Here is a 13,492-nt window from a genome sequence, read left to right on the forward strand (position 1 = left end):
CCAGATGTCGATTCTCCGGCGCAGGCGTTCGGTCGCCGGGCAACGCGAGCGGCCCCGGGCGGCATTGTCGTGCCTCCGCCGTGGCTCGATCACGACGTCGGCAGGCAGGATCGCGCGCGACCCGTCACACGCCGCCCGCGAGCGCGAACTGCGGCCGGGTCGCAGGGGGGCCGACGTGGCGAGGCGTTCTCAACGCGATGGACCGCGCTCAGAGGTTGACGACCTCGAGCTTGGGGCGCGGCGCGTCCCAGCGCACGGGCCGATGCTCGCGCGTGACCGGCATCAGGACCGACAGCTCGACCGCGATCACCTCGGCCATTCTCTGCACGAGGTCGCTTCCGGTGGCCGAGCCGTCGTCGCAGCGGGCCTGCAGGCGCGCGAGATCGATCTGGTCGAACGCGTCGAACAGGGCGAGGCCGCCGTCGCGCCAGTCCTGATGCCGGTCGATCGCCGCGCACAGGGCCTTGATCATGCGGGCATTCAGCATCCCGGGCTTGTTGTTGCCGGTCTCGATCACGCATTGCAGGGCGGTGATGACGGTGTTCTGGCCGTGCCGCTTGATGCATTGCTTGATCGCGCCGACCGCCATGGTCTGGCCGGCGGCCTGCTTGCTGATCGGCAGCGGATAGCGGAGCAGCGTGGCGTCCGCCCGGGCGCAGACGTCGGCGACCTGGACGGCCCAGGTCTCGCCGGCGACCAGGGCGGCGGCGTGGACCGCGACGCGGGCGATCGGCGTGGTGACGCAGTTGATCGCCTTGAACGCCGCCGCCTGCTGCTCACGCGCGGCGATCACGATCTGGCAGGGCACCTCGTCGTACCCGACGAGCAGCGCCGCCGTGGTGCGATGCTGCCCGTCGATGATCGCGAAGCGGCCGCCTTCGACGGGGGAGACGACCACGGGAGTGAAGCAGCACCACGAGAACATGCTGGCGATGCGTTCGACGTTCCGGCGACCCACGCCGATGATCGGGCGCTGATAGCTCGGGTCGATCGTCAGCGCGCTGATCTTCAACCATTGCAGCATCGGCGCCACCCCGGCGTCGACGTGACTGGGACGCGTGAACCCATCGGTAGAGATCGTATGCATGGCCTGCCCTCGAACGAATTCTCGCCTGTCGCGATCGATATCCCGGCCCCTGCCGGCTGCGATGTTTCCCTCGATCGCGTCCAGCAGCGGATCCGCGATGCTGATTTCAGGCGACGAAGTGACCAGTCGGTTCTGATCGCGCTTCGAAGCCCGTCCACGACCCGGATCGAGCATTTTGCCGTTTATTGATTTTTGCCAAATTGTATTTGACGAAAAACTGTATCCATTAGGAGAAAATGTCAATGTTAACCTATATTAAACCAGACGTTGCGTTTGGGGCGGCCTTATAGTGGATTTTTGCCAGTTTCCAGGACACGCGCTGCGGATCGTCCGGTGCCTCGGATGGGGCCGAGATGCCATCGTCGTCCGTCGATGATGTTCGGATTTTTGTGCTGGACGATTGCACGACGGCTGCAAACAGCGCTGCCGAATCGCTGAAGATCGTCATCGTCCGTGCGGGATTTTGTTTTTATATCCATTGAAGCGTCATGTATTTGATTTCATAAACTGAAAATTTGATTGATATCTTCTTTATAGGCTATGATATGCATGCGATAGCTCAGAAAAAGTGAGCGTAGAATGGGATTTCGGCCGGGATATCCAGCATTCGTAGTCGATGTTGTGAAGCCGGATGAGGCGGAGTGGAGCTTTGTCCCTCTCCTCGACACGCTTCCCGGGAGGCTCACTGGCAACGACCAGCGCCTGATTGGTCTTGAGAAACCCGACATCGAGTGCGCCGCGCTCCACGCGTCATCGGTTTACTGTTTTGAGGCGCGATTTAGCGTTTTGCACAGGGTTCTTGCGTCGATCGGTCAGATCCTCGCCCCACAACTGGAGGTCGACGGCGACCGTCTCGCGCGGGGGAACCCCGCCGTTCTGGCCGTCTCGCGTCGCGTGGGCGTTTCCTTGGCGTTCGGCGAATGGGTCCGAGCCGCGTCCGATCTCGCGGGCAGGCTCGGAAACACGGCCGAGCGTACTCCGGTGCGGGCGGACTCACCGACCAATCGATCGAGTGCCGCCTCTGGCGTCGACACGACCGATTCAGTGCCCTGCCACGTCGTCATCGCGGATCTGGTGGCTGCGAGCGACAAGCCGGCGGATCCCAAGGGTATTGCGGGCCATGCCTGGCTCGCCCAACCCTTCGCGAGCCGTGCCGTCAGGCCCTTCGCCGCGATGGCCGGCCGGGAGCGGCGGCGCCATGGCTGAGGCGAAGCCCTGGCTGCCCGCGAGCGGGCGCTACCGCCTCGAGATCCTGTCGCGCGGCGCTCGCCTCTACCATCCGCAGGACCGCCAGATTCGAGCCCTGGCCAAGCGCGGGCTGATCGAACCCTTGCCGGAGGCCGACCTCGCCGGTGCCTGCCGCTGGACGATCACCGAGGCCGGGCTGACCGCGCTGATGGGGTTCGTGCCCGCAAGCAAGATGGGACCGTCGGGCAACGGCTGATGCTCCGCGAGCTTCGGCATCGGGGAACGCCCGACTCAGCCACCGGGCTCGACATCGAGCGTTCTCGCCGGACCCTCCAGCTCCTTGGCGACATCGTGAAGCACCTGCTCGACCAAAGGCGGCCACGGGACGTCGCAGGCCTGAAGCAGCTTCGCCGCATCGAGAAGCGCTTCGATCTGCGCCGGCAGGATCGGGCCGCCCACCATCTGCGCATAGCGGACCCGAGCCGCGAGAGCCGACGACAGCCGTACGACTTCCGAGCGTTTGTCCATCTATGGCTCCGGGGATTCGAACTTGGCGTATTTTACCAATGCGATGCTTACGTAATAATCGTCTCAAACGTTTTATTAAATATTTCGCGATTATCATTAAGGTGGCTGTGAGATTTAATCAATTAATTAATTTTAATTTTTTTATCCTCAGAGATCAAATCTTGTAGCATTCTGGAATCGAGTAGGTAGTTAGACTCAATAAATATATCTCCATATGTCGATAAATAGTAGCATCGAAATTATGAACTACCTTGCGCGCGCTGTGCAACGAAGCCACCGCGAATGATACGCACCTCGCGTCCGCGCGTTGCGCTCTGGGCACCTACGCAGATCCAATAGCAGGACAGGAGTTACGCCACCGCCGCCGTGAAATGGAACCTAGAACGGCTCTGTCGAATGGTCGAGGACGAGGTTGGCGATTTCGAAGCGGTCGGGAAGGAACGCTGCAGGCTGCCGACGGCTCAGCGGACCCCAGCAGATGCGGCGCTGCAACGGCCCCGTGTCGGCGAGTTTCCCGCGCGTTCGCCCGGTTGCCGACCGTGGGTTCCACAGGCCGATGCGAGAGACCATGACGACGGGCGAGATTTCGTTCCGAAACGCGTGGCTACCGGTGTTCGTCGACCGCGCCGTGACGAACGTCGTCGACCGAGTCGATGACAGGACCATCTGGCGCGTCGTCGTGCCGGGCGCATGGCCGCCGGCCGGTGTTCGCATTGCTGTGTGGGAATGGCGCGCCCGAAAGGATTCGAACCTCTGACCCCCAGATTCGTAGTCTGGTGCTCTATCCAGCTGAGCTACGGGCGCCCTGCGGACCGGTCGGCGGTGGAGGCCTGTTCCGGTCGCGAGGGGGTGTCTAGAGGCTCGTTCCGCGCTTGGCAAGTGGGTATCGGCAAGTGGGTATCGGCGGGTGGGTTGGCGGAGCGGTCCCTTGCCGTCGCGCACGCGGCGCATCGATCCCATGGCTCGCGACGGCGCTCGCAACCGAGGCGTCGCTCGGGCCCGCGCATCGCCGAGCCCACCGTGCTGCCTTTGTGCCGTCTCCGGCGCATGGTATCCGAACGCGTCCGCGCGCCGGCGCGCGGCCGAGGTGGATACGGCAAAGCCGCCGCAGGCGGGCAGGGCGGCGTCCTGCCGGCGAGAGATGCTTTTTAGGGTACGAGATCCGAATGATTGCGGCGGCCGAGACGGACGGCACCCTCGCAGGCTGGCGCTTCAGCGTCGCGCCGATGATGGATTGGACGGATCGCCATTGCCGGGCGTTCCATCGCGTGCTGTCGGCGCGGGCGCGGCTCTATACCGAGATGGTCACCACCGGCGCGGTCATCCACGGCCCGCGGGAGCGGCTGCTCGGGTTCTCGCGCGCGGAGCATCCGGTGGCGGTGCAGCTCGGCGGCTCCGAGCCGGCCGACCTCGCCGAGGCCGCGCGGATCGCGGAGGGCTACGGCTACGACGAGATCAACCTGAACGTCGGCTGCCCGTCGGACCGGGTGCAGAACGGGCGCTTCGGCGCCTGCCTGATGCTGGAACCGGAGCATGTCGGCGCCTGCGTCGCGGCGATGAAGGCGGCGGTGCGGGTGCCGGTGACGGTGAAGTGCCGGATCGGCGTGGACGAGCAGGACCCGGAGCCGGCGCTCGACACGCTCGCCCGCGCGGTCGTCGCGGCCGGCGTCGATGGGCTGATCGTGCACGCGCGCAAGGCCTGGCTTCAGGGCCTGTCGCCGAAGGAGAACCGCGACGTGCCGCCCCTCGACTACGCCCGGGTGGTCCGCCTCAAGCAGGCATTTCCCGCCCTGCCGATTGCGGTGAACGGCGGCATCGACACCGTGGCGCAGGCGAAGGCGCACCTGTCCGGCCTCGACGGCGTGATGGTCGGGCGCGCGGCCTACGGCGATCCGGCCGGGCTGATCGCGGTCGATCCCGAGCTGTTCGGGGCGCCGGCCCCGGTGGCGGACGCGTTCGAGGCGGTCGAGGCCTATGCCCCCTACGTCGCGGCGGCGTTGGAGGGCGGCGAGCGGCTCCATGCCATCACCCGGCACATGCTCGGGCTGTTCAACGGGCGGCCGGGGGCGCGGGCGTACCGGCGCCACCTCTCGACGGCGGGCGTCGAGGCCGCGGCCGACCTCGCGACCCTGCGCGCGGCCGTGGCGCTGGTCTCGCGGGCGTTGCCGGAGCGGGACGCCGCCTGATCAGCGCCCGCGCAGGATCAGCCGGTCGCCGCGGACCTCGTAGCCGGCGAGCCGCGTCAGGAAGCTCTGCCCGAGCAGGTTGCCGTCGAGGGCGCCCGGCTTGGCGACGAGCGCCGGGACGCGCTGTTCCGTGATCGGGCCGATGGCGAGCGCGTCGAGCGTGGTCGGCGCGGCATAGGCGATGCCGTTCGCCGTCGCGACGCGGGCGGTGAATGCGCCGGCTTCCGGGCGGAGGCCGAGCGCCGCGGCGTTCTCCGCGGTGAGGACAACCGCGCTGGCGCCGGTGTCGAAGGCGAAGCTCTGGCTCCGCCCATCGACCTGCGCCTCGACCAGGAATGCGCCGTCCGACCGGCGCGTGATCGTCACCGTGCCCCCGGGGCCGATCGTCGGGGAGCCGGGGCGCAACGCACCGGTCACCCGCGCGCCGACCTCCTGCAGCGGCTCGCGATAGACGTAGCCGACGATGCAGGCGAGCCCGAGGCCGCACCAGAGCAGCAGCGCCTGGAGGTTCTTTCCGGGGGCGCCGGCGAATTGTCGCCAGAACCCGGCGACCACCAGCGCGAGGATGCCGGCGCCCCAGGCGAGGCCGGCGAGCTGGTCGGGCTCGATCGCCCCGGCGATCCGGCCGCCGTCGGTCGCGACCAGCACGGCCACCACCAGGCCGATCGCGATCAACGCGAGGATCGTCATGCCGGCGTTCCGGCCACCGCCAGACCGGCCCCCCGCAACCGGGCCGGGAGGCCCGCCATGATCGCGCGCCGCTGCGGCTCGGAGAGCGAGCCCCACAGCCCGATCTCGTCGCGCGTCCGGCCGCAGCCGATGCACAGGCCGCTCGGCCCGTCGAGGACGCAGACCTTGGTGCACGGGCTCGAGGGTTTGCCGGACGACGTCGGGATGGGCGGGTTCATGCCGCGTCCATGCCCGCTTCGTGGCCCCGCGATCAAGCTCAGACCGTGGCCAGCAGGGCGAGCAGGGCCCCGATCTCTGCGACCTGCTGGCAGGCTCCGACGACGTCGCCGGTCTGCCCGCCGATCTTCCGCCGGGCGATGCGCGTCATGGCGAGGGCGGCGAGCGGCGCCAGCACCACCATCGCGAGGATGCCGGAGAACGGCAGGCCGAGCGGCCGCGCCAGCAATGCCAGCACCAATCCGATGCCGATGGCCGTGCCCGTCGCCGCCCGGCTCGGGCGGCCGACCGCGGCGGACAAGCCCTCGGGCCGGGCCGGCGCGAGCAGAACCATCGGCGCGAGCGCGGCGACCCGCGACAGGATCGCGGCGAGGGCGAGGCCGGTGGCGGCGGCCGTGCCGGTCCGGTCCAGGAGGGTGGCGAGCGCGCCGATCCGGAGCGCCAGCGACAGCATCAGCGCGACGCCGCCATAGGCGCCGATGCGGCTGTCCTTCATGATCTCGAGCCTGCGCTCCGGCGTCGCGCCGCCGCCGAACCCATCGGCGACGTCGGCGAGGCCGTCCTCGTGCAGCGCACCGGTGAGCATCACCGCGACGGCGACGGCGAGCGTCGCCGCGACGAAGGGCCCGAGGTCGATCCACCATCCGGCGAGCAGCACGAGGGCCGGCGGCAGCGCCAGGATCAGGCCGGCCAGCGGCAGCATCCGCGGGATCGTCCGGAAGTCGGGAACGGCGTGCGGATCGGGCTCGCCCGGAAATCTCGGCAGCGGCAGGCGCGAGTAGAAGCGCAGGCACGCCGCCAGATCGTGCAACAGGTCGCGGCCCGGCCAGTCGGCCTCGCCGCGGAACGGTCCGCCCACCATCACGCCGCCTTCGCTCGCAATCGGCCTTCGTCCGCACGCAGCCTTCACCCGCGCGTCCCGCACCACTATAGCTCGCGGGAACGGCGCGCCCGTCCACCCGCGCAAGCCCGCCCACAACAATCCTTCGGACCCGATGACCGACCCGACCCCGTTCGCGGATATCCGCCGCCTGATCGAGACGATGCCCGGCCCCGATCGCGATGCGACCGCGGCGATCACGGCGCGCGAGGCGCGGCTGACGAAGCCCGCCGGCGCGCTCGGGCGGATGGAGCAGTTCGTCGCCTGGCTTGGAGCGTGGCAGGGCAAGGCGATGCCGACGCTGGACCGGCCGCTGGTCTGCGTGTTCGCCGGCAGCCACGGCGTGACGAAGCGCGGCGTCTCGGCCTTCCCCGATGCGGTGAATCGCCAGATGCTCGAGAACTTCGCCGCGGGCGGGGGAGCGATCAACCAGATCTGCGCCGCCTACGGCCTCGGCTTCAAGGTGTTCGACCTCGCCATCGACCTGCCGACCGGCGACATCACGCAAGACGCGGCCCTCGACGAGAAGGCCACCGTCGCGACCATGGCGTTCGGCATGGAGGCGGTGGCCGCCGGCACGGATTGCGTCGGCGTCGGCGAGATGGGCATCGGCAACACCACGATCGCCGCCGCGATCTACACCGCCCTGTTCGGGGGAGCGCCGTCGCACTGGGTCGGGCACGGCACCGGCTTGGACGAGGCCGGGATCGCGCGGAAGGTCGCGGCGGTGGAGGCCGCGCTCGCCCACCATGCCGGCCATCTCGACGACCCGCTCGAGGTCCTGCGCCGCCTCGGCGGCCGCGAGGTCGCGGCGATGGCCGGCGCGATCCTGGCCGCGCGGTTGCAGCGGGTGCCGGTGGTGCTCGACGGCTACGTCGCGACCGCCGCCGCGGCGGTGCTGCACGCGCTCGACCCGCGCGCGCTCGACCATTGCCTCGCCGGCCACGTCTCGGCCGAGGGCGCCCATGCGGAGGTGCTGGAACGCCTCGGGCTGGTGCCGCTGCTGGCCCTCGGCATGCGGCTCGGCGAGGGCTCGGGCGCCGGCATGGCGATGGGGCTGCTGAAGGGCGCGCTCGCCTGCCATCGCGACATGGCGACGTTCGAGCAGGCCGGCGTCTCGGACAAGGCGGAGTAGCAGGATGAAGATCACCCAGGCCTTCACCTTCGAGGCGGCCCACCGCCTGCCGAACGTGCCCGAGACCCACCGCTGCCACCGGATGCACGGGCATTCCTACCGCGTCGAGCTGACGGTCGCCGGCCCGGTCGACCCGCGGACCGGCTGGGTGGTCGACTTCTTCGACATGGAGGCGATCTTCGCGCCGGTGCTGCTCCGGCTCGATCATTACTGCCTCAACGAGGTCGAGGGTCTGGAGAACCCGACCGCCGAGAACATCGCGGCCTGGATCTGGCATCGCACGAAGGACGGCCTGCCGGGCCTCAGCTCGGTGAAGGTGTTCGAGACGCCGATGTCCTGGGCGGAGTACGACGGTGACTGACGAGCGCGCGCTGGTCCTGTTCTCTGGCGGCCAGGATTCCGCCACCTGCCTCGCCTGGGCGCTCGACCGGTTCGCCCATGTCGAGACGCTGGGCTTCGACTACGGCCAGCGCCACCGGATCGAGCTCGACGGCCGCGACGCGCTCCGCGACGGGATCGTCGGCATCCGCCCCGACTGGGCGGAACGGCTCGGCGCGGACCATACCCTGGCCCTCGACGCGCTCGGGCAGGTCTCGGAGACGGCGCTGACGCGCGAGACGGCGATCGGCTTCGAGGCCGGCGGGCTGCCGAACACCTTCGTGCCGGGCCGCAACCTCGTCTTCCTCACCTTCGCCGCCGCTCTGGCCTATCGAAGGGGCCTGCGGCACGTCGTCGGCGGCATGTGCGAGACCGACTATTCCGGCTACCCGGATTGCCGCGACGACACGATCAAGGCGCTGCAGGTCGCGCTCAACCTCGGCATGGAGCGACGCTTCGTGCTGCACACCCCGCTCATGTGGCTCGACAAGGCCGAGACCTGGCGCCTCGCCGAGCGCCTGGGCGGACGGCCGCTGGTCGATCTGATCGTCGAGGACAGCCACACCTGCTACCTCGGCGAGCGCGGCGCGCGCCACGCCTGGGGCTACGGCTGCGGCACCTGCCCGGCCTGCGCCCTGCGGGCCTCCGGCTACGCCCGCTTCGTGGCCGACGCACCCGGGAAATCGGGCCAGAACGCCGCCGCTTGACAGGGCGCCCGCGTCAGCGGGTTTGGACGATCACCCCGTACCAGCCGAGGCCCGCATAGGTCTCGTAGCCGGGGGTGCGGTGGAAGGCGGTGACGGCCGCGGCCTGCACGACGCCGTTGGCGCTTCCCTTCGGATCGAAGGCCAGCGTCTCGCTCAGCACGCCCCGGTCGTCGGAGGCGGCGAGGACACGGCGGTCCGCATCCACGAGCAGCACCCGCGTGCGGGCACGATCCTGCGGCGAGACCCGCACGCCTGCTACGATCGCCCGCGCCTGCGGTTCCCAATCGAAGTGGATCGCCAGGACGCCGGCCGGCACCCCGTCCGCTCGCCCGCCCGCGCGGATGCTCGCGCAGTACGTCGCGACCTGCGCCCCGCCGAGACGCACCTCGCGCCGCACGTTGCCGGAGACGTAGTCGTCGCCGCTGCGCAGGACGGTGGCCTCTCGGAACCAGGGCTCGTCGGCGACGCTGTCGCCGCGCACCCCGGGATACCGATCCGGCCTGCCGACGGCGAGGATGCGTCCGTCGCGGTCGCAGACCCAGAGGTCGAGATAGACCGTGTAGGCGGACAGGATCACGCCGAGGCGTGCGCACGCATGGGCCGCGGTCGCTTCGCCGGGCTCGGTCACGCAGGCCACCAGGGCCGCATCCGTCGCCCACCAGCGCACGTCGCAGGTCCGCTCGTAGAGATTGCGGTCGACCAGCTCGATCGCATTGAGGGCGAGATCGATCATGCGCTCGCCCTGGGCCTGGACGGCCATCGCGCCGACGGTGCGGCCGAGCTCGCCGATATGCCCGGACAGCTGCGTCTCCAGCTCGCGGGCGAGGCTCTCGATCTCGGCGCCGATGCCGCGGACCTCCTGTGCCACCACGGAGAAACCCTTGCCGTGCTCACCGGCATGGGCCGCCTCGATCAGCGCGTTGAGCGCAAGGATCTTCGCCTGCGCGGTGATCTGGTGGATGCGCCCGATCTTCTCCTGTGCCACCCGGCTGACCCCGGCGGTCAGGGTCGAGATCGTCGCCAAGGTCGGCGCCGGCTCGACCGTCGCGTCCGCGGCTCGGCCGACGATGTTCGAGGCGGAGACAGGCATGCGGTTCGGCTCGGGTTCGGATCGTCGTTCGTGACTTAATACCTAGACTGGCCGAGTGAATAAGACTTTAATCTAATCGAAGAGCCGGGCGCCGCTGCTTTCAATCCGGCCGCCGCTGTCAGCGGCGCGAAACCCGTCCGTCTCGGGCGGCCATCGTTCGCGAGCTGGGTCAGCGCAGGCGGTCGGTCAGCGCGGTCAGCGTCCCGGCGAAGGCTTCGGGCCCGCCGAGCAGCCGCTCCAGCAGCAGCGCGCCTTCGAGCGTCGCCACCACCAGGCGGGCATGGCGCGCGGGGTCGAGCCCGGCCCGGATGCTCCCATCGGCCGCGCCGTCGCGAAACACCTGCTCCAGCCACGTCAGGTGATGGGCGAAGAACGCGCCGACGTCGCCCCGCAGCCGTTCGGGCAGCGCGTCTCCCTCCGTGGCGAGCGCGGCGCACAGGCAGCCGAGCCCCTGCTCGACACCGCCGAGATAGAGCCGGCCGTAAGCCGCGATCCGGTCGATGCCGGCCGGGTGCGTTGCGCAGATGTCGGCGAGGGCCACGTCGTAGCGTTCGCCGTAGGCCGCCACCAGCGCCGCGCCGAGATCGTCCTTGGTCCGGAAGTGATGGTGGATGCTGGCCTTGCGGATGCCGACCACCTCGGCGAGGTCGGCGTAGCTGAAGCCGGACCAGCCGCGCCCGCGCACCAGCATCTCGGCCTGAAGCAGCAACTCGGCGCGGGTGTCTCGCATCGCAGGGTCGGAAACCGTATTCGCAGCGCGCCAGCGGGCAGCACGTTCCCCCCTTGTGGCACTTGACGCCGAAGAAATCTACCTACTAGATGGTTGGAACAATAAGTCAGGAGGTCCCGCATGTCGGGAACGGCTCAGCGCCACGCCCATGCCCGCCGCAGGGATTCCCGGCGATGAGCGCCGTGCTGACGCGCCGCGCCGCGCTCTTCGGCGGGTTCTGCCTGTGCTGCCTTCCGAAGCCCGGCTTCTCGGCCGAGTCCTTCGCGATGGAGGAGGTCGGGCCCGGCATCTTCATGCGCCGCGGACCGAACGCCGACGCGACGCCCGAGAACGACGACGCGATCGCCAACATCGGCTTCATCGTCGGCAAGGAGGCCGTGCTGGTCACGGAGTCGGGCGGCAGCCTCGCCGACGGGCAATGGCTCCGCTCCGAGATCGTGAAGCGCACCTCGAAGCCGATCCGGCACGTGGTCATCACCCACGTCCATCCGGACCATTGCTTCGGCGCCGCGGCCTTCCTGGCCGACAAGCCCAACGTCATCGGCCATGCCCGCCTGCGCGAGGCGCTCGACGCGCGGGGCGACTATTACCGCCAGCGGCTCGTCGACATCCTCGGCGCCGACAAGGCCGGCAGCGTCGTCTACCCGACGCAGGAGGTGAAGGACGGGGCCGAGGTCGACCTTGGCGATCGCACCCTGCGCTTCGCTGCACACGCCACCGCGCACACCTCCTGCGATCTCTCGATGATCGACAGCGCGAGCGGCCTGCTGTTCACCGGCGACCTGCTCTCGGTCGGCCGCATCCCCTCGCTCGACGGCAACCTCAATGGGTGGCTGAAGGAGATCGAGGGCTTGCGGGGCTCGGGCGCGACCCGGGCGGTCCCCGGCCACGGCCCGGTGTCCGTCGCGCTGGCGCCGGGGCTCGATGCGCTCGCCGGCTATCTCACCACGCTGCGCGACGAGACCCGCAAGGCCATCGCCGCCGACGTGTCGATCGAGAAGGCAGTGGGGACCGTCGCGCAATCCGAGCGCGGCAAGTGGGACCTGTTCGACAGCTACAACGGCCGCAACGTCACCGAAGCCTACAAGGAGCTCGAGTGGGAATGAGGCCCGGCACGACTTATCTTTCACGCCATCGGAGGAACGCCATGAAGTCCGCCCTTTCGTTGATCCTGAGCGCGAGCCTGTCGGCCGCCATCCTCGCCGGCCCGGTCCTGTCCGGACCCGTCCTGGCGGCCGGTGCCTCGGACACCGACGCGGAGCGCGCCGCGCGCTGGCAGGAGATCGCCAAGTCGGTGTTCGGCGACCGCAAGATCGCGCCGACCGACACCCTCATCCGGATCGACGCGCCGAACCGCGCGATGGATGCGGCGCTGGTGCCGATCACCCTGACCATGCCGGAGAAGGACAAGATCAAGGCGGTGCACTTCGTCATCGACGACAACCCGTCGCCCTACGCCGCGCACTTCACCTTCGGCCCGGCCGCCGACCCGAGCGAGCTGAAGCTCCGGGTGCGCGTGAACAATTACACCAACGTCCACGCCGTCGCCGAGACGAAGGACGGCGGCCTCTACGAGGCGGTCAAGTTCGTGAAGGCCTCGGGCGGCTGCTCGGCTCCCATGGGCATGAGCGACGAGGAGGCGATGAAGGGCATGGGCGACATGCGGATGAAGTTTTCCGGCGAGGCCCAAGCCGGCAAGCCCGTCGAGGCGACGCTGATGATCCGCCACCCGAACTTCTCGGGCATGCAGATGAACCAGGTGACCCGCGACTACACGCCGGCGCGCTACATCAACAAGCTCGTCGTCACCGCCGGCGACAAGACCGTGTTCACCATGGACGGCGACATCTCGATCGCCTCGAACCCGGTGATCAATTTCGGCCTCATCCCCGAGCCCGGCAAGCCGATCAAGGTCGCCGCCACCGACAGCCAGGGCGGCTCGTGGGAGCACAGCTTCAACGCGCCGAGCCCGAGCAACTGATGCCCGCGCGCCGATCCCATCGCCTGATCTGCGTCGGCACGGCGCTCGCCGCCGCGGGTCTCCTCGCCGCGGCGCCGGCGGACTCGCCGGTGAACGTGCCGGAGCCGGCGGGCCTGCATGAGGGCGTGCAGCAGGGCTACACGCCGAAGACCCTGAGCGGCGCCGTCGTCGTCGACATCGCCGCCCTCGACGCGCTGATGCCGAAGCAGCCGCTGCTGATCGACGTGGCTTTGGCCGACCGAAAGCCCGCGAACTTCCCGGCGGACCGGCCCTGGCTTCCGGCCCACCGCTCGGTGCCCGGCGCCGTCTGGATGCCGAATGCGGGCGCGGCGCCCCTCGATCCCGTACGCGAGGACCTGTTCCTGAAGCGGGTCGAGGCGCTGACCGGCGGCGACAAGGCGAAGCCCATCGTCACCTTCTGCCATCCCGATTGCTGGGGCAGCTGGAACGCCGGCAAGCGTCTCGTCCGGCAGGGCTACACCGCGGTGCACTGGTTCCCCGACGGGATCGAGGGCTGGCAAGACAAGCACGAGACCGCGGTGGTCCGGGAGGACCCCGAATGGGCGCGCAAGCCCGTCTCCGCCGGCGAGCGCTAGCGCCTTCTCGAGCGCGCCGCATGCCGGCTCGCGTGGACGCGTCCCGCCCGGCGGAGCCTGACACCCTCCCGCAAAGGAAAAGCGGCGGGCGGGATTCTCG

At 69.4% G+C, this 13,492-nt stretch carries 18 protein-coding genes and 1 tRNA gene; 11 read left to right on the plus strand and 8 right to left on the minus strand.

Annotated elements, in window-relative coordinates; all coding sequences use genetic code 11:
- Positions 1-208: 208 nt before the first annotated feature.
- On the minus strand, positions 209-1,087 hold the full coding sequence (locus tag MKK68_RS14965; RefSeq protein WP_244030948.1) for a DUF6551 family protein: 879 nt from the start codon (positions 1,085-1,087) through the stop codon (positions 209-211).
- Between MKK68_RS14965 and MKK68_RS14970 the strand changes: the two genes are divergently transcribed.
- From MKK68_RS14970 to MKK68_RS14980, 3 genes are all read left to right on the plus strand, one after another.
- Positions 1,082-1,276, plus strand: a complete 195-nt coding sequence (locus MKK68_RS14970) for a hypothetical protein (protein WP_244030950.1) — start codon at positions 1,082-1,084, stop codon at positions 1,274-1,276. The two genes, MKK68_RS14965 and MKK68_RS14970, sit on opposite strands and share 6 nt — an antisense overlap.
- A gap of 432 nt (positions 1,277-1,708) precedes the next feature.
- A complete protein-coding gene (locus MKK68_RS14975; protein WP_244030951.1) occupies positions 1,709-2,293 on the plus strand; it encodes a hypothetical protein in 585 nt (194 codons plus the stop codon).
- Positions 2,286-2,531, plus strand: a complete 246-nt coding sequence (locus MKK68_RS14980; protein WP_243986266.1) for a hypothetical protein — start codon at positions 2,286-2,288, stop codon at positions 2,529-2,531. The genes MKK68_RS14975 and MKK68_RS14980 overlap by 8 nt, the downstream gene beginning before the upstream one ends.
- Before the next feature lie 35 nt (positions 2,532-2,566).
- Here MKK68_RS14980 and MKK68_RS14985 read toward each other — a convergent pair whose 3' ends face one another.
- Complete coding sequence (locus MKK68_RS14985) at positions 2,567-2,803, minus strand: hypothetical protein (RefSeq protein ID WP_147841751.1); 237 nt, start codon at positions 2,801-2,803, stop codon at positions 2,567-2,569.
- A 568-nt stretch (positions 2,804-3,371) separates the two neighbouring features.
- Between MKK68_RS14985 and MKK68_RS14990 the strand changes: the two genes are divergently transcribed.
- The gene (locus tag MKK68_RS14990; RefSeq protein ID WP_244030952.1) at positions 3,372-3,560 is read left to right on the plus strand and encodes a hypothetical protein; all 189 of its coding nucleotides are present in this window, start codon (positions 3,372-3,374) and stop codon (positions 3,558-3,560) included.
- On the opposite strand, the gene MKK68_RS14995 is transcribed toward MKK68_RS14990, so the two are convergent.
- Positions 3,531-3,607, minus strand: a tRNA-Arg gene (locus MKK68_RS14995). The two genes, MKK68_RS14990 and MKK68_RS14995, sit on opposite strands and share 30 nt — an antisense overlap.
- 362 nt (positions 3,608-3,969) lie before the next feature.
- On the opposite strand from MKK68_RS14995, the gene dusA reads away from it, so the two are divergent.
- Positions 3,970-4,989, plus strand: coding sequence for a tRNA dihydrouridine(20/20a) synthase DusA (gene dusA, locus MKK68_RS15000; protein ID WP_279605353.1), 1,020 nt, complete (start codon positions 3,970-3,972; stop codon positions 4,987-4,989).
- Here the strand turns inward: dusA and MKK68_RS15005 are convergent, their stop codons facing one another.
- From MKK68_RS15005 to cobS, 3 genes are read right to left on the minus strand one after another with little or no spacing between them, the layout of a single operon-like run.
- Entirely contained in the window at positions 4,990-5,679 is a 690-nt protein-coding gene (locus tag MKK68_RS15005; protein ID WP_244030954.1) for a TIGR02281 family clan AA aspartic protease, read from the minus strand. It abuts the gene before it with no gap.
- Entirely contained in the window at positions 5,676-5,897 is a 222-nt protein-coding gene (locus tag MKK68_RS15010; RefSeq protein WP_147841755.1) for a DUF1289 domain-containing protein, read from the minus strand. The genes MKK68_RS15005 and MKK68_RS15010 overlap by 4 nt, the downstream gene beginning before the upstream one ends.
- A 38-nt stretch (positions 5,898-5,935) precedes the next feature.
- Positions 5,936-6,757, minus strand: a complete 822-nt coding sequence (cobS, locus tag MKK68_RS15015; protein ID WP_244030958.1) for an adenosylcobinamide-GDP ribazoletransferase — start codon at positions 6,755-6,757, stop codon at positions 5,936-5,938.
- 133 nt (positions 6,758-6,890) lie between these two features.
- On the opposite strand from cobS, the gene cobT reads away from it, so the two are divergent.
- From cobT to queC, 3 genes are read left to right on the plus strand one after another with little or no spacing between them, the layout of a single operon-like run.
- The gene (gene cobT / locus MKK68_RS15020) at positions 6,891-7,910 is read left to right on the plus strand and encodes a nicotinate-nucleotide--dimethylbenzimidazole phosphoribosyltransferase (RefSeq protein WP_244030960.1); all 1,020 of its coding nucleotides are present in this window, start codon (positions 6,891-6,893) and stop codon (positions 7,908-7,910) included.
- 4 nt (positions 7,911-7,914) lie between these two features.
- A complete protein-coding gene (gene queD / locus MKK68_RS15025) occupies positions 7,915-8,271 on the plus strand; it encodes a 6-carboxytetrahydropterin synthase QueD (protein ID WP_147841758.1) in 357 nt (118 codons plus the stop codon).
- Positions 8,264-8,995: a 7-cyano-7-deazaguanine synthase QueC gene (gene queC / locus MKK68_RS15030; RefSeq protein ID WP_244030961.1), complete on the plus strand. Its 732-nt coding sequence runs from the start codon at positions 8,264-8,266 to the stop codon at positions 8,993-8,995. Before queD ends, queC begins: the two co-directional genes overlap by 8 nt.
- A 13-nt stretch (positions 8,996-9,008) precedes the next feature.
- Here the strand turns inward: queC and MKK68_RS15035 are convergent, their stop codons facing one another.
- Both MKK68_RS15035 and MKK68_RS15040 read right to left on the minus strand, forming a co-directional pair.
- Positions 9,009-10,085 carry a methyl-accepting chemotaxis protein gene (locus MKK68_RS15035; RefSeq protein WP_244030962.1) on the minus strand — a complete coding sequence of 359 codons (1,077 nt, stop codon included), beginning with the start codon at positions 10,083-10,085 and terminating at the stop codon, positions 9,009-9,011.
- A gap of 169 nt (positions 10,086-10,254) precedes the next feature.
- Positions 10,255-10,815 (minus strand): TetR/AcrR family transcriptional regulator, encoded by a 561-nt coding sequence (locus MKK68_RS15040; protein ID WP_243986226.1) that lies wholly within the window; start codon positions 10,813-10,815, stop codon positions 10,255-10,257.
- A 173-nt stretch (positions 10,816-10,988) separates the two neighbouring features.
- Here MKK68_RS15040 and MKK68_RS15045 point away from each other — a divergent pair, with 173 nt between their 5' ends.
- Genes MKK68_RS15045 through MKK68_RS15055 form a run of 3 tightly spaced genes read left to right on the plus strand, consistent with a single transcriptional unit; the run spans position 10,989 to position 13,392 of the window.
- Entirely contained in the window at positions 10,989-11,921 is a 933-nt protein-coding gene (locus MKK68_RS15045) for a quinoprotein relay system zinc metallohydrolase 2 (protein ID WP_147727432.1), read from the plus strand.
- 41 nt (positions 11,922-11,962) lie between these two features.
- Entirely contained in the window at positions 11,963-12,796 is an 834-nt protein-coding gene (locus MKK68_RS15050) for a quinoprotein dehydrogenase-associated SoxYZ-like carrier (RefSeq protein WP_243935456.1), read from the plus strand.
- Positions 12,796-13,392 carry a rhodanese-like domain-containing protein gene (locus MKK68_RS15055; protein ID WP_244030963.1) on the plus strand — a complete coding sequence of 199 codons (597 nt, stop codon included), beginning with the start codon at positions 12,796-12,798 and terminating at the stop codon, positions 13,390-13,392. The genes MKK68_RS15050 and MKK68_RS15055 overlap by 1 nt, the downstream gene beginning before the upstream one ends.
- The last annotated feature ends 100 nt before the right edge of the window (positions 13,393-13,492 follow it).

It is taken from the genome of Methylobacterium sp. E-016, from assembly GCF_022829745.1.
Classification (GTDB): Bacteria; Pseudomonadota; Alphaproteobacteria; order Rhizobiales; family Beijerinckiaceae; genus Methylobacterium.

What these genes read in the sequence shown, in the direction of transcription:
- MKK68_RS14965 (WP_244030948.1), bottom strand. Translation starts at nt 1,087, where the DNA reads ATGCATACGATCTCTACCGATGGGTTCACGCGTCCCAGTCACGTCGAC.
- MKK68_RS14990 (WP_244030952.1), top strand. Translation starts at nt 3,372, where the DNA reads ATGACGACGGGCGAGATTTCGTTCCGAAACGCGTGGCTACCGGTGTTC.
- MKK68_RS15055 (WP_244030963.1), top strand. Translation starts at nt 12,796, where the DNA reads ATGCCCGCGCGCCGATCCCATCGCCTGATCTGCGTCGGCACGGCGCTC.
- dusA (WP_279605353.1), top strand. Translation starts at nt 3,970, where the DNA reads ATGATTGCGGCGGCCGAGACGGACGGCACCCTCGCAGGCTGGCGCTTC.
- cobS (WP_244030958.1), bottom strand. Translation starts at nt 6,757, where the DNA reads ATGGTGGGCGGACCGTTCCGCGGCGAGGCCGACTGGCCGGGCCGCGAC.
- MKK68_RS14970 (WP_244030950.1), top strand. Translation starts at nt 1,082, where the DNA reads ATGCATGGCCTGCCCTCGAACGAATTCTCGCCTGTCGCGATCGATATC.
- MKK68_RS15050 (WP_243935456.1), top strand. Translation starts at nt 11,963, where the DNA reads ATGAAGTCCGCCCTTTCGTTGATCCTGAGCGCGAGCCTGTCGGCCGCC.
- cobT (WP_244030960.1), top strand. Translation starts at nt 6,891, where the DNA reads ATGACCGACCCGACCCCGTTCGCGGATATCCGCCGCCTGATCGAGACG.
- MKK68_RS15035 (WP_244030962.1), bottom strand. Translation starts at nt 10,085, where the DNA reads ATGCCTGTCTCCGCCTCGAACATCGTCGGCCGAGCCGCGGACGCGACG.
- MKK68_RS15045 (WP_147727432.1), top strand. Translation starts at nt 10,989, where the DNA reads ATGAGCGCCGTGCTGACGCGCCGCGCCGCGCTCTTCGGCGGGTTCTGC.
- MKK68_RS14985 (WP_147841751.1), bottom strand. Translation starts at nt 2,803, where the DNA reads ATGGACAAACGCTCGGAAGTCGTACGGCTGTCGTCGGCTCTCGCGGCT.
- MKK68_RS14980 (WP_243986266.1), top strand. Translation starts at nt 2,286, where the DNA reads ATGGCTGAGGCGAAGCCCTGGCTGCCCGCGAGCGGGCGCTACCGCCTC.
- queD (WP_147841758.1), top strand. Translation starts at nt 7,915, where the DNA reads ATGAAGATCACCCAGGCCTTCACCTTCGAGGCGGCCCACCGCCTGCCG.
- MKK68_RS15005 (WP_244030954.1), bottom strand. Translation starts at nt 5,679, where the DNA reads ATGACGATCCTCGCGTTGATCGCGATCGGCCTGGTGGTGGCCGTGCTG.
- MKK68_RS15040 (WP_243986226.1), bottom strand. Translation starts at nt 10,815, where the DNA reads ATGCGAGACACCCGCGCCGAGTTGCTGCTTCAGGCCGAGATGCTGGTG.
- MKK68_RS15010 (WP_147841755.1), bottom strand. Translation starts at nt 5,897, where the DNA reads ATGAACCCGCCCATCCCGACGTCGTCCGGCAAACCCTCGAGCCCGTGC.